At 43.4% G+C, this 14,498-nt stretch carries 8 protein-coding genes; 2 read left to right on the forward strand and 6 right to left on the reverse strand.

What is annotated here, in order from left to right:
* Positions 1-3: 3 nt before the first annotated feature.
* The gene (locus HNP76_RS01055; protein ID WP_184656577.1) at positions 4-1,350 is read right to left on the reverse strand and encodes an ABC transporter substrate-binding protein; all 1,347 of its coding nucleotides are present in this window, start codon (positions 1,348-1,350) and stop codon (positions 4-6) included.
* A 292-nt stretch (positions 1,351-1,642) separates the two neighbouring features.
* On the opposite strand from HNP76_RS01055, the gene HNP76_RS01060 reads away from it, so the two are divergent.
* Positions 1,643-3,241 (forward strand): NAD(P)/FAD-dependent oxidoreductase, encoded by a 1,599-nt coding sequence (locus HNP76_RS01060; protein WP_184656579.1) that lies wholly within the window; start codon positions 1,643-1,645, stop codon positions 3,239-3,241.
* Positions 3,238-3,465, forward strand: a complete 228-nt coding sequence (locus tag HNP76_RS01065) for a hypothetical protein (protein ID WP_184656581.1) — start codon at positions 3,238-3,240, stop codon at positions 3,463-3,465. The genes HNP76_RS01060 and HNP76_RS01065 overlap by 4 nt, the downstream gene beginning before the upstream one ends.
* Before the next feature lie 98 nt (positions 3,466-3,563).
* Here HNP76_RS01065 and HNP76_RS01070 read toward each other — a convergent pair whose 3' ends face one another.
* The 5 genes from HNP76_RS01070 to HNP76_RS01090 form a co-directional block, all read right to left on the reverse strand.
* Positions 3,564-4,358 carry a class I SAM-dependent methyltransferase gene (locus tag HNP76_RS01070; protein WP_184656583.1) on the reverse strand — a complete coding sequence of 265 codons (795 nt, stop codon included), beginning with the start codon at positions 4,356-4,358 and terminating at the stop codon, positions 3,564-3,566.
* Positions 4,359-5,381: a N5-glutamine methyltransferase family protein gene (locus tag HNP76_RS01075; RefSeq protein WP_184656585.1), complete on the reverse strand. Its 1,023-nt coding sequence runs from the start codon at positions 5,379-5,381 to the stop codon at positions 4,359-4,361.
* Between the two features lie 155 nt (positions 5,382-5,536).
* Entirely contained in the window at positions 5,537-6,295 is a 759-nt protein-coding gene (locus tag HNP76_RS01080) for a hypothetical protein (protein WP_184656587.1), read from the reverse strand.
* A 37-nt stretch (positions 6,296-6,332) separates the two neighbouring features.
* A complete protein-coding gene (locus HNP76_RS01085) occupies positions 6,333-10,427 on the reverse strand; it encodes an InlB B-repeat-containing protein (RefSeq protein ID WP_184656589.1) in 4,095 nt (1,364 codons plus the stop codon).
* Positions 10,428-10,445: 18 nt separating this feature from the next.
* A complete protein-coding gene (locus HNP76_RS01090) occupies positions 10,446-14,486 on the reverse strand; it encodes an InlB B-repeat-containing protein (RefSeq protein ID WP_184656591.1) in 4,041 nt (1,346 codons plus the stop codon).
* Positions 14,487-14,498 lie beyond the last annotated feature (12 nt).

The following is a 14,498-nucleotide window of genomic DNA, read 5'->3' on the forward strand; positions in this document are numbered from 1 at the left end:
ATATTATTGAGCAGCTGCGCTTTCTTTTGCCCAGCTTGAAGCAACTTCTGAAGCAACTGCGCTCCATTCTTTTGAACCCTGAGCGTAGCGGAGCAAAGATGCGCCAAAGTCATCCTTGAATTTCTGTGACGGGAACAAAGTGAAGTTCCAAGGTACAGAATTGATTCCAGGTTTTGAAGTCCATGCGATAACTTCTTTTGCCAATGGGTCAGTCGGGCGCTCTGTTTCAGAGAATGTGTCGAACGGAGCAATGAAGTGGAATTCGTTTGTGACATAGTTTTTGCCCATGTCGCTAGAGAACATCCAGTAAACGAAGTCTGCGGCAGCTTTCTGCTCAGCCTCTGAAGCTGTTGAGTTGATAGAGAAGAAGTTTTCTGTACCAACGCACAAGCCCTGAGATTCTTCTCCGTCAGCACCTGTGTAAATAGGAAGATATTTTACGTTCTCTGGAAGAACTTTGTTTCCCTGAACGCCTGCAATCTGTCCCCAAGCCCAGTTTCCGTTCTGAACCATAACACAGTTTTCAAGAGCGAACTCAGACATTGAATCAACAACTGTTTTTGTACCTACAGTTTTGCGGTCAACTACAGAATAGTCAAGATACAAGTCGAGGATATTGCGGAAGTTGTCACCAAATGAGAAGTCGATTTTGTTTGTAGCATCTGATGCAAGGTCAGTTTTGTTTGTTTTGAATTCATAGTAAACAGGAAGGTTTGCGAGGTGTGTCTGCCAGCGCCAGTCTTCTCCGGCTTTGAGTGATGTTGAAGCGAAAACACCTTTGATTCCGAGCTTTTCAGCGTTTTTCTGCATGTCAACAACAATTTCCTTGAGTTTTGCAAAATTGTTGATTTCGTCCATGCTGCTGTAGCTTGTAGCCTTCTCTGCGAGGGCAAAATATTTGTCTGTGAGGGCCTTGTTGTAAATGATTCCGTAGCCTTCGATAGCGTATGGGATTCCGTAAACACCGTCGCCAACAGAAACTGCGATTGATTTGTCGCTCAAATGTTTGTAAAGGTCAGTATTTTTGAGGTCAGCACAGTAATCCTTCCAGCGTGCATAACCTTTTGGTCCGTTAATCTGGAAGAGAGTCGGAGCTTCTTTTGTAGCCATTTTTGACATGAGGGTCTGCTCGTAAGAGTTGTTTGCGGCAGTCTCAACGATGACTTTTACACCTGTTGCCTTTTCGTACTCGGCAGCCAGTGTTTTGTACTGCTCAGTTACCTCTGGCTTGAAGTTGAGGAAGCGGACTGTAGCAGCTTTTTTTGCACCACAAGATGTGAATAATCCTGCAGTTCCAGCAAGCATCATGCCACCAGCGATGACTGATGCGATTTTGTTCAATTTTTTCATGATGAACTCCTTTTAAAAACTAAAATTGTTAGCGATGGGTGGGGAAAGGTTCCTCTTTTATTTATTTTGGAAACGTTTCCATACTCTTTTTTCTCATTATGTTTCAGTTTTTTCCCTTTGTCAAATTTTTTTTGTGAATTTTTTCCTTTTACGAATTTTATATCCCTTTTGTTACAATTAAAATCATACTAAATTACAAATTCCTGAAAAGTGATGAAAGAAAAGTCTTCCGCTGCGGCTGATTGCAAAAGAGGGGGAGACTTCCCAGATTTTTTTTACTATAATTAAAAGCATGACTACAGACATTTCGATTACCGTCAAGCCAAATGACGAAAAAAATCAGAAGCTGATTGACTCAGAAATCCTGCGCGCACTTGAAAAAAAGGGAATCCGCGCTCCAAAAGAAGAAGTCATTTCTGTTTTTGTAAAAAAATCGATTGACGCACGCCACGGACAGATAAAAATCCTGCTCAGATACAAAGTTTACATCGGTGAAAAGCCGAACGGAGACGGAGAAATGCTCCCGGTCTGGAAAAAGGCAGACGGAAAGCATCAGGTCATCATCGTAGGCTCAGGACCGGCTGGTCTTTACGCTGCCTTCCGCCTGCTCGAAGACGGAATCAAGCCTGTAGTTATCGAACGCGGAAGCTGCACAGATGAACGCAAGGGCGACGTCGAAGAACTTGAAAAATCAGGAAAACTCAACGCCCAGTCAAATTTCTGCTTTGGTGAAGGCGGAGCCGGCACATTCTCAGACGGAAAGCTTTACACAAGAAGCAACAAGCGCGGCGACATCGGTAAAATCTACCGCATTTTCGTTGAATTCGGTGCCCCGGAAAAAATCATGACGGACGCACATCCCCATATCGGCACGGACAAACTGCCAGAAATCATCAGCGGAATGCGCAATAAAATCATCGAACTCGGCGGAGAATTCCACTTCGACACCCTCTGCACTGATTTAATCGTTGAAAATGCAACGGCAAAAGGCGTTAAAATTAAAAACCTTCGTTCCGGCGAAGAAAAATCCCTCACAGGAGACGCTGTAATTCTTGCGACAGGACATTCCGCAGTCGACATCTACCAGATGCTTGCAAAAATCTCGCCAGCCAGCCTCGAAGCAAAAACTTTCGCAGTCGGAGTGCGGGTCGAACATCCACGCGCCCTCATCGACTCAATTCAGTTCCACGGAAAGACAATGCCACAGGCTGCGGAATACAGGCTCACAACTCAGGTCGAAGACCGCGGCGTTTACAGCTTCTGCATGTGCCCGGGCGGCTACGTCGTTCCATGCGCAACGGCAGAAAATCAAATCGTAATCAACGGCATGTCAGCTTCCGGCCGAAACAGCCAGTGGAGCAACGCGGCAATCGTAGTTGAACGCCGCCCGGAAGACATTCCAGAAAAATTCCGCGAACAGGCACAAAAAGACGGCTGCCCTGCCCTGGCAGGCCTTTACTGGCGAACCTGGCTCGAAGAAGAAACGTTAAAAAACGGCCGGGGACAGTTCGCTCCGGCACAAAAACTCACGGATTTTTTAAGTCACAAAGATTCAACAGAATTGCCGGAAACAAGCTACAAGCCGGGAATAGTCGCAAGCCGCCTCGACCAGTGGCTCCCTGAAGAAATCAGTTCAAGACTGGCACAGGGCTTCAAGGACTTCGACAAGAACATGCACGGCTTCATCTGTGACGACGCACTTTTGATAGCAAGCGAAACCCGCACCTCAACGCCGGTCAGAATCGTCCGCAGCAAGGAAAGCCTGGAGTGCGAGGGAATCGCAAACCTCTACCCAAGCGGCGAAGGCTCAGGCTATTCAGGCGGCATCGGAAGCTCGGCAATGGACGGAGAGAAAGTAGCGGCAAAAATCAGCGAGAAATTGAAAAAATGACAAAAGACGATTTGATTTTTCTGATAAACACGAAGAAGGAATTTGAATTCTCTTACCACGGAAAGAATTACAACCTCACCTATGACCGCGATGACAAGGGCAACGACTTAATCGTCTTCGGCGAGCGCTTCCAGGGCAAAAAATATGCCTCGTTCGGAGAATTCATGAACGAGGCCAGAATTGAAAATCACTATTTTAGGGAAATGATCGACATCCTGTCGTGACAAGAATTTTAGACCGCTCTACGGTCTAAAATTCTTGCGGGTCAACTTGCTTTTGCCCACATCCGTGTGGGCGTTTCCTTGATAATTTTCTGAATTATTTAATTTTTCCTCAGCACATCCACCGTGTGAGAGCTTGCCCCCAGCAAATCAGGGCGCTCACACACCGCCATCTGATATTCTATAAAATGCGCGAAACTTTCTTCGTCCAGCGCGTTAAGTTCCCGCCTCATGTAATCCGCCGCTCCGTCCGGGGCAAAAATCTTTACCCGCTCAAGCCCCGCCTTTTCGTTCAGGCGAGCCGTGTCTTCAAGGCGTGTGTAGCTGTACAAGTCGTCGTTGATGTTTGTAATTGTGTGGAAATCAGCCGTCAGCGTGCCTTTTGCCAGCACTTCCTTGATTTTTCCTTCGCGGAAACAGTAGCTTAAAACCGCATATTCGTTCATCAGGTAGGCGACAAGGATAAATCCGCCTTTTTTTGTGACCCGTTTTGCCTCACTCAAAGCCGCCCCACGCTCTTCATCCGAGTGAAGATGATACATGGGGCCAAAAAGTAGGGTCACGTCGAAAGTTTCGTCCGGCAAAAAATGCAAGTCCCGCGCATCGCCCTGCCAGCTCTTCACGTTTTCGTGCTTGCCCCGTAAAATCTCAAGATTATGGGCAACAAGTTCAACCGCAGTCACGTCAAAGCCTTCGCGGGCCAGCGCAACGGAATAGCGCCCGGTCCCAGCCCCGACATCAAGCAGCTTGACCGAAGAATTTTCCCGTCCGGCGCGTACAAGCTCAATGCAGTCGTGGATATGCTTCATCGAAACCGTAAATTCCACAATTCCATGCCGCGTGGTCAGCCGGTGGTCTTCCTTGAATTTGTTGTAGTATTTTTCCAAAGGGGTCATCTATTTTACTCCCACGACATCTCTCATCATTTCATTCATGTCGTATTCTATTCTTACGTTGCGAAATCCAGCCTGCTTAAAAAGCTCTGCCGTCTCTTCCGCGTTGTACTCGCCGGTTTCCATAATCAGAACGCCGTTCCTGTTCAAGTGTTCCCAGCACTGGGGCACAAGATGGCGGATAAGCCCAAGTCCGTCGTCACTTCCGCTCGGCTTGCCGTCCAAGTCAACATCGCCGTCAAGGGCAAGAAGGGGTTCGCTCCGTCCGTCCTTCAAAAGCTCCACCGACTCCGAATGAGGCACATAAGGCGGATTAGTCACAATTAAGTCGAAAGTCGGCAACACGTTCTCAAAAAGATTCGAGCGGATAAAGTGGAAAGTGGAAAGTGGAAAGCGGAAAGTATTTTCGGGACTTTGCTTCGCTCGTCCTCCTGAAGACTGGACATTGTTTCGCTCGTCCGATCCTTTTCGGGACATCGTTTCACTCGTCCCTAGAAGTCGCTCGGCATTCTTTCGTGCTACTACCAGTGCTTTCTCACTAATATCAACGAGGGTAAATTTTATTTCAGCACGCTGATTTTCCAGCTGCTCATTGCTACCTGCTAATTTCTCACTTGCTTTGGCGATAGACAAAGCAACACATCCACTTCCTGTGCACATGTCGCATACGGTCGGAATCATATCAGGCTTTGCCCGGAATTTGTCTTCAAGAGCGTCAAGTGCAAGTTCTACTAAAAGTTCCGTGTCAGGCTTGGGGATTAAAACATCGGGCGTAACGTAAAAATCCAGCCCGAAAAATTCCTTGTGACCGGTGATGTAGGCAATCGGGAAGCCGGTCTTTCGCCTTTCTATCGCAGACTGAAAATCCCCTTCCTGCTCCGAAGTCAATTCATAATCACGGTTCAAAAGCAGGTGCGTTTTGTCAAAGCCGGTAATATGCTGAAGCAAAACCGCCACATCAAGCTCGGGGCTTGGAGAAGAAGTAAGTTCGTTTTTTCCGTAGATTTTTGCCTGCTGGATGGTCATCAGTCTAATTTAGCATTTTTTGAGCCGCTTGGTAAATTACAGCCCCTGAAATCAGCGCAAGAATACTATAATTCTGTAATAAAATACTTGCAGATGATAAAAAAAAGCAGGAATTTGCTTCCTGCTTTCTCGTTTATTTTCATACGAAGAGGGAATTAGAGCTTGCGATATTTTTCTTCGCCAATTTTTAAATATGTTCGGCCATCGCTTTCAGAAAATTTTCCTGTTATTACAGTATTTGATTTTTCTCCTGTGAAAGTGAAGCTTTTTCCTTCTTTTTTGTATGTTCCAGGTATGTCTTGAGTCTCAATAGTTGGTTCCCTAGCGAAAGATACAAAACCAGACTCAATGTTTCTTATAAAGGCTGAGCCGTCTTTTCCTAAAATGATGGCTTTACTTGTTACTTTTTTGCTTGAAGTATCATCATTGCTCATACCAGTCATATTTACATAGGCATAGATTTCTTCTATTTCGTATTTTTCATAGGTTCTTCCGTTACCAGACAGTTTATCATCAGACTCAATAGTGAACTCCAATTCACCATAGTCATTAAGCTTGAATTTTAATGACGAGTCTGATTTTGTATAAGCAATGTATTCAGAAATGATAGTTGTTGAACATGATCCTTCTTCTCCATCGTATTCCTCATGCACAACTTTATAAGTTCCGGAGCCGTCTGAGTTGAAGATGATTTCCTCGACGGAACATTGTGCGTACGGAATTGTATTCTCACTGTACGCACCGGTTTTCAATTTATTGATGACGTGCACATTAAAATACTTTCCCTCGAAGCCTGTGTTTACTGCTGGGGTTTTGTTGTCGTCATCATCGTCGTTGTTTTTGCAAGATGTAAAGCCTGCGATGAAAATTGCAAGGGCAGAAATTACTGCCAGTGTTTTTGAAAATTTGCTCATATGAGCCTCCTTTAAAATAATTTATGATTATTGCTGGTTACTCTTCTTCGTAATCCCAGCCTAAATCCCAGTTGAACTCAATCCAAGGTAAATTGTTTTTGCCTTCGTAATCGTTTTTATGAATAACCCATTTTTTCCCTTCAGATCGCTGGCCGCTTTTTATTGTAAATTCTTCTTGTAATTCGTTCTTTGAATCGATCCCTAGCTCCGTCAAAAAACATTTACAAGTCCACTCATCTTTCTCAGCTGAATGGTAAAATTCTGTTTTGATTATTCCTACAGAAAAGATATCGTCTTTACAACACCAAGTAACAGAGAAGCTTGAATTATCATATCGGGAAAATTCACCAGTAATTTTTTTTGTGTTCTCAGAAAATTTTAAAGGCCGTGAATAAGCAGTGTGGAACTTATTTACACTATCACCAAATGCGTAGTATTTTGGCTTTGTATCACTTTGAGAATCCCATTTCTTTGTATCCTTTTTGTTAAGCGCACAGGCCGAAATTCCAATATTGGAAGTGTCTGTTATAGTCCAGTAATATGACCCTACATGCGATTCTCTCGGATCACGTACATCTTCAACATAATGGGCGTAGAATGTGAGTTTTCCTTTAGCGCTTTTAGGTGTCTGGATATTTTTTGAGACAAGGCACTTGTATTTATAGGTATCTCTATAATTGCTTCCTGTGAAGGCATACAAGTAAATGCTGTAATACTTTCCTGGCAGAAGAGTGAACGCAAAGCCACCATCCTGTAAGTATTTATTATCCAGCCTGAAGACAAATTCTTTTTTATCCTTAAGAGTTTTGCCTGTAAAATCTGTAGTCAGTTTAGTCGTTATCGTGTTTCTGGCATCTTCAATCGGAGGGTCAAACTCTTTTGCAGAATATTCTCTTTTGATGTAGAGAAGATAGCCTCCGTTATATTTTTCAGCGTCACAACGGTCATCCGTGTAACGATTCCAAGAAAACGATACCTCTCCAGAAACACCATTGTTTTTGCTGTCGCCGACATTCATTGAGAACTTTTCGAGCGGAAGGAAGTTGGAATTGACATTTACTGTGTATTCTTTTTCCGTCCTTTCATCAGGGGCTATGCATTTTAAGTACACTTTGTTCTGTCCAATTTTGAGTGGAATCGCAGTGTCCTTCTTCAAGACTGCGAACTCTGTCCCAGTAAGACTGTACTTTACTTCCGTAAAAAGCTGTGTTGACTGAGCATCAAGATAAATATAGGCTGCCTCGACAGTACCCGGCACAGTAACCTCAGTTGTTTCCGCCGTGCTGATTTTGATTTCGCTGAAACTTGCGTTTGCCTTTGTTGAATAGCTTATTGTTTTAAGAGTTGCATCGTTGCTGAGTTCTGGCATCATCGGGTCTGAATCCTGATAGTCAGGTTTACCGTCTCCGTCCGAGTCTCTTAAAGCAGGGTTTGTGTAGACCTTGTTTTCCGGGCTGTATTTCGTTGAGTCGAGATTTTCTTTATACCAGCCGTGAATCTCATCGTAGTCGTTGATTCCATCCCCATCAGTGTCAGCTTTTTCGTCGCTTGTATTTCTGAGACTCTCTTCATGGAGTGGCACACCGTCACCGTCACTATCCACTGTATAGATTATTGAGATTTCATCTCCAGCTTGGAGTATGATATCGCTCATTTTCTGGTCGGAGTATGGGGTGCTGTAAAAATCAACATGCTTTTCCTCGGAACTTAGGGGTCTTGTGTGACCTATGAGCCAGATTCCATCTCTTGGAGCACTATTGTTCTTGATTCCGTAAAAGGAATTTATGAGGCCTCTTTGACCGATGGTATAGCCGTTTCCTTCAGATTCCGGCACCTTTAGAATTTTCTTCAGGACATATTCCAGAGAAGTTTTCTTATACTGGTCGTCAAGCCCGGTTGCCTTTGTATTGTAAAGGCTTTTGACTGCGACATTGTATGTCTTTGGTGTGCGTCCGCTATTAAGGCCCCAATCAATGTAAATTGTGGCTGTCTTTGCATTTACTTCCGTGAGTGCTTCCGTGAAGTCATTAACCCTTAGTGCCGAATTTTTATCCTTGATCATTGTGATATTGTAGGCCGCAAGACTTACAAAAAATCCGTTTGAGTACTTCAAAAGCTGCTCAATCTTATCGGGATTAGAAAAAGTCGCCACAAGGTTGTATTCTCTTGTTTCTTCACCCGGAGCAAGCGTTATGTTATAAGAGCCTGCTACGGTTGAGGTCATTTCATGTGGAACGGCCTTGTTTGTCGGAATGCGGTAAATGCTTATCGTGGCATTCTTTATCGTATAGGCTATATTTCCTGGGTTTTTGAATTTTATAGGAATTGTCAGCGTTCCGCCCGAAACTGTCTTTGATTTGCCAGAACTTTTGCTCTTTCCGTTCGACCAGGACTTAGACCAGCCATCGCTCTGGCTTTCTGAATATGTGCGTGAGTCTCCGTTTGTTGATTTGCGATCATAAGACTGTTCTCCGCCTATTGTAAGGCCGAAACTCGGACCTTTCGTTACGCTACATTCGTGTGATAGCTTTACAGAAACTTTTTCGCTCCATGTGTAGGTTTGTGAATGAGAGTGTGCGTTGGACTTTGAATTTGACTGGCTTCCGCTAGAGCCTCCCGATATGCTTTCGCTTACTGAGTCGCCCTCAGAAGTGCCGCTCGTAAACTTGTACTCAATCGTTGGCTCACCGGAGATTGCAATGTCAAGCTTAGGAATATCAGCAATGAGAGGACTGAAAGTTTTTGTGTTTTCGTTGTAAAGGCTCAGTTCTTCCTTGTCCGTCCAGCCGTCACCGTCCGTGTCCTTGCTTGCTGGGTCTGTATGATAGATTTCGATTTCTTCGTAATCGGTAAGCCCATCACCATCTGTATCTTTTGTTTTATCCGCTTCTATGTCGAGTGCTCCCCATGTGGCATAGAAAATCGAATCATCATAGATTGTAACAGGGTCTCCGTCTCCGTAAAGAGTCGTTTCTTCTGTTGACTGAGCATTTTGACGCTGTATCCAGCCTAAGAATTTTTTTGAACCTGCAAATCCAAGTTTTTCCAAAGTTTCAAGAGCGACAGGCTCTCCTTCCAAGACGTTCTGAGTTTTCTGAGTGTCGTCCCCGTCATTTTTGACAAAGGTAATTGTCAGGACTTTGCGCCATTTTGCATAGAAAGTTTTGTCGCCCGTTGAGCCAGCAGGAATTGAAGTTACGGCCGGTCCTTCAAATTCTGGATTGTCATACCAGCCGTAAAACTTATACTCTCTGTTTCCGACTGTATTTGAGATATTTTCTTCTTTGGGAAGAAGAATTTCTTCGCCTTTTCTTGTGTATGAACCACGAGTTGTGTAGCCTTCTGCAAATTGACCGTCGTTAAGCTCATAGTTTATCGAGAAGATTTCGCTTGTTGAACTTAGAGTACATGTTGACTTGCTCGTAAAGCCATTGGCAATTGACGCATATTCACGGTAAGTTGCGAGAGGAAGTGTTTTTTCGGTATCGCCGAAGAACCTGAAAACTGCGACATAGATTCCGCTCTGAATGTCATTCTTTGAGTATTTGCATTTTCCTGCCGAAGTAAAATCAAGAGCTGTCTCGCTACAGCCGGGGACTATATTTCCTTCAAGCGTGTAGAGGGCGCAGGTCACAAGATTGATAACCTGTTCCGTTCCCTTCATCGGACTGCAGTTCATCGTAATCTCAAGGTTTCCCTTTCCGTTGTTTTCCGTTCCGGTGATGCTCAGTTTAGGAGTAAAGTAAAGGTTGTTTTCGCCTTCCTTTATTTCATATTCTTTTGTGTCGGTAAAAACAGATGCTCCGTTTGTGGCATAGAATGAGAATGTGTATGTTCCTGTCGTGAAGCTCAGTGATTTTGCCGTCATTTCAGCAACACTGTTCCACTCTCCGATAATGTTTTTGCTTTCAGAATCATTTGAATCTGAATAGCGGAGAATAAGATATGAAAGACTCTCAATATTGACTTCTGGCAGAGCCGTGCGCGAGCTGCCATTATCCATCGAGAGTTTAATCGTAACCGCCTTGCCGCCATTACCAGAGGATTCTTCCTTGCTCAAAAATTCATCTGAACAAGAAACCAGCAGGGCAAAAAGAGCCGTAAGCAGTGCAATTGTTTTCTTTATTTTCATAAGCCGTTTCCTCTAATGTTATTTTTCCTTGTAATCCCAGCTCCAGTCCCATCTGAACCGTACCTCACCATTTTCAGGGCACCGAACATCCATGCGGCAATTTTCTGAACGCTGTCCAGCACCGAGGGTATAACTATGGTTGTCCTCATAACATTGTTTGGAATCTCCGTGGTGGCTTATTTTGCATTTGCAAGTCCATGTGTCACTGTAATGATCGTAATGGAATACTGCCTTTTCAGTTCCAAGATGATCATCATCAGTAGAAGCATCTCTTTCATTAGCTGTAAACCAAATCGTAAAGTCGTGGTCCGCATTTCTGCTAAAGTTCTTCGAAAAGCTCTTGGATGTGCTTGAGAATGGTATAGGCGGATTTGATTTGTCTCGTCTGTCGTTACCACCAAATTCCCAGTACTTTTCATCTTTAACATCCATATCTTTGCTACTGTCTCGATCTAGATTCAAAACTTTAAGCCCAAAAATTGACTCTGATTCTTGGAAGGTCCAGTAATATCTCGAATCATATCCTGCGTCATGATCTTCCAAATCTTCAATGTAATGTGCCCAGAAAACCAGTGTGGCTTCAGAAGATTTTCCGGTTGTTTTATCTGTAAGCCAGGTAAGACTTTTTGAATTAAAATTACCTGTGTAAGCCCACAGAGTAAAATTATACTTAGTATCTGGTGCAAGTTTTACCTTATACAAGCCTGTTTTAAGAGTTTCTTTCGACAGTTTTACAAAGAAAATCTCTTTTGTTTGAGAATCAGTATCCTTTAATTCCTTCTGAGCCACGGCGTTTACAGATCTGTCATACTTAGGCATCATGAGCCCACCACGAGAACATGCAAGAACATAGCCGGAATTATCCATTTCCGCCCGACTGTCTATATACTGGTCCCATGTGAATATCGTTTCTCCGTCTGCATTAAATTTATATTGAATATTACTTAAATTAGCGAAATCTGATTTATATGCATATTGGTATACTTTTTCCGCATAGGTACTCGGCCCATTCGGAACCTTGCATTTTACATAGATATTATTTACTCCAATTTTGGGAACTATTTTGTCGGTTTTTTTTAGTTCAACAAACTTTACATTGTCTGTGCTTATTTCAATTATTGCCAAAGGATTTTTCGCCTCAATATCGAAATAAATGGAATCTTTGTAAACTGTATCAAACGCATTATCTGGAGCAACTTTTGACACATCAAAAGAAGTGAAATTAGTGCCGTCCAAAGAATACTTGCCGGATTTCAAAGATGTATCCGTGTTGTATTTGGTTTTCATTGGGTCTGCGTCTTGCGTTTCTGTGCTATCAGAAGAGGCCTTGTAATCAACATAGTCATCGCCGTCGGTGTCTTTGAGACGCGGGTTTGTATAGACCTTGTTTGATTCTGAGTAAGTGTCAACAAGCCCTATGCCAGACTTGAACCAGCCGTAAATTTCTTCGTAATCGGTAAGTCCGTCACCGTCAGTGTCTTTATTGTCGTCGCTTGTGCCGTGCAAAAGCTCTTCGTTACGCAAAAGACAGTCTTCGTCCTTATCTACATCGTAGATTATGGAAACTGAGTCGCCAGCCTTAACCACTATGTCTTCTAATTTTTCGTGGTCATCAGCGTGTGGCGTATAAAGGTACATCCATTTCTTGTCGTCTTTGATGGTCTTAATGCCTACATACCATGCGCCATTTTTCAAATCTGACTTATTGGAAACTCCGTGAATTGACTTTATGAAACCTGTGTCAGTAAGTTCATAACCCGAAGCAGAGTTTTCCGTAAGATTAAGAACATTGTCAAAAATATATTTGAGGGTAAGTGGTTTGTATAAGTCTTCAAGGCTTGAAGCATGAGGATTGTAAAGGTTTTTTACAGAAACATTGTAAAGTTCTGGAGAGCGACCGCTGTCTTTTCCGCAATCAATGTAGACCGAAGCAGTCTTTGCCTTTACTTTTGTCAGCTCATGTGTAAAGTCATTCGCAATATTAGAACCGCTCTTGAACGCAGTGATTGTGTATCCGACAATTTCAACTTTGAGACCGTCTGAATACTTCAAAACTTTTTCAAGCTCCGTGCCGACATCAGTGTTCGGAAGAGTTGCGCTAATATCGAAAGCTCCGGTTTCACCGCCAGGGGCTAGGACTCCGATATCGGTTTTCTGAATCGTTGCCACAGGACCAGAAGCGCGTACGGAATTGTTTGCGAGCCGGCTAATCGATAGGGTCACGCTCCTTATGTTGTATGAGATTGCACTTGGGTTTTTGAGTTTTATAGGCACTTTGATTGAAGCGGCTGTAAGGGTCTTTGTGCGGGTTTCACTTTTGGTTTTTCCGTTCGACCAGTTCTTTGACCAGCCTTCACTCTGACTCTGTGAATAAGTATAGGAATCACCGTTTGTTTCGGTGTTAGTTTTTCCAACTTCTCCGTGGATTTCAAAACCAGACTTAAGTCCAATAGTCTTGGAACCACCAAATTTTTCGCTCCACTGACTTGTCGCTGACTCAGAGGTTGTGCTAGCCTTCGAAGAGCTGCTGCTTCCCGTGTTTCCACCGCTCATGCTTTCATTTACGGTATCAGTATCGCTTTTACCAATTGAATATGAGTAGCTTACGCTAGGTTCCCCTATAATGTAGACTTTGAGGTCTGGAGTGTCTGCAATGAGAGGACTGAACATTTTAGTGTTTTCGGCGTAAAGTTCCCGTTCTTCATAGTCCGTCCAGCCATCACCGTCTGTGTCCTTGCTGGAAGGGTCTGTATGATATATGTAAACTTCCTCGTAATCGGTAAGACCGTCACCGTCATAATCTTTTTTGTCTGTCTTATCTTTTGGGTCAATCGACGTGACCGCCCAAACTGCGTAAAGAGTGGTGTTTTCATTTACTGTTATCTGATCCCAATCGTCGTACTCAACAGTTTGAGAGCTAGATTTTATACTCCAGCCGTGGAAATAAGAATCAGTTGGATTGATGATTTTAAGTTCGCTTGACGGAGGAATGAGTGCTATTGAACCTTTGAGAACAGTCAAAGATTTTCTTGTCTCATCCATGCTTCCTTTGCCATTCAGATTGAAAACAATTGTTGCTTCTTCAAGCCATTTTGCATAGAATTTTTTGTTTCCCGTAGAACCTGAAGGTATTTCTGTTATTGCCTCACCGTTAAAATCCTGATTGTCATACCATCCGCCGAACTGATTATTTGCTTTGGCAATGTTTTCGGCTTTTGGAAGAGTGATTGTAGGGTTGCGTCTCGTGTAGTTTCCAGGAGCGGTATAGCTGCCCTTGAAAACTCCGCCGTCCAGCTCGTATTCAATGTTGTAAAGCGATGCAAGAGAAGAAACCTGGCAGCTAGAAACACTTGTCAAACCGCCAGCAATTGAAGCGTACTCACGGTAACTGCCAAGCTGCTTTGTTTTTGCTTCATCCGCATAGAACTTAAAGATTACGATATAGTTTCCAGCGTTAATTGCATTCTCACCAGTTTTTGAATAGGTGCATTCGCCGCCGCTTGCAATTTCAAGTTCTTCATCGTTGTAGCCTGGGCACGCTTCGCCGTCGAGGTCGTAAAGTCCGCCTGTTACTTTCTTGACGTTTGTGCCATCAAAAGAGATTTTTACATTGAGGCTTCCGGTTCCATTAGAAAAATCGACTATCTGCAATTTAGGCGTAAAACTCAGGCTGTTTACACCAGCTTTGATTTCTGCTGTCCGTGTGTCATACAATGCAACACCACTGTTCATTGCGATAAGGTCAAACTTATATTTTCCAGTCTGAAATTCAATCGAGCTAGCCTTCATTTCTTCTTCGGAACTCCATTCACCAAGAATCTTTGAAGTGTTCTCGTCGAAATTGCATCTCAGGGCGATGTAAATGAGGGAACTTGTATCAACTTGTGGCAAGGCCGTTCTCTCATCAGCCTTGTCAAAATTGATTTTGAGAGAAACTTCGTTTGAAGAAGATTCTGTCATCGTTTTTTCTTCGGCAGGAGAATTGTCCGAAGAAAAGTCTGAACAGGCGCTAAACAAAGAAGCGGCAATAATTAAAGGAAGTAATTTCTTGAAAAACATAAATGCCTCCTG

Origin of the sequence: Treponema ruminis (assembly GCF_014201975.1) — a bacterium.
GTDB lineage: Bacteria > Spirochaetota > Spirochaetia > Treponematales > Treponemataceae > Treponema_D > Treponema_D ruminis.

Excerpts from the sequence above, each read along its gene's own strand:
- HNP76_RS01055 (WP_184656577.1), bottom strand. The coding sequence starts at position 1,350 with ATGAAAAAATTGAACAAAATCGCATCAGTCATCGCTGGTGGCATGATG.
- HNP76_RS01060 (WP_184656579.1), top strand. The coding sequence starts at position 1,643 with ATGACTACAGACATTTCGATTACCGTCAAGCCAAATGACGAAAAAAAT.
- HNP76_RS01065 (WP_184656581.1), top strand. The coding sequence starts at position 3,238 with ATGACAAAAGACGATTTGATTTTTCTGATAAACACGAAGAAGGAATTT.
- HNP76_RS01070 (WP_184656583.1), bottom strand. The coding sequence starts at position 4,358 with ATGACCCCTTTGGAAAAATACTACAACAAATTCAAGGAAGACCACCGG.
- HNP76_RS01075 (WP_184656585.1), bottom strand. The coding sequence starts at position 5,381 with ATGACCATCCAGCAGGCAAAAATCTACGGAAAAAACGAACTTACTTCT.
- HNP76_RS01080 (WP_184656587.1), bottom strand. The coding sequence starts at position 6,295 with ATGAGCAAATTTTCAAAAACACTGGCAGTAATTTCTGCCCTTGCAATT.
- HNP76_RS01085 (WP_184656589.1), bottom strand. The coding sequence starts at position 10,427 with ATGAAAATAAAGAAAACAATTGCACTGCTTACGGCTCTTTTTGCCCTG.
- HNP76_RS01090 (WP_184656591.1), bottom strand. The coding sequence starts at position 14,486 with ATGTTTTTCAAGAAATTACTTCCTTTAATTATTGCCGCTTCTTTGTTT.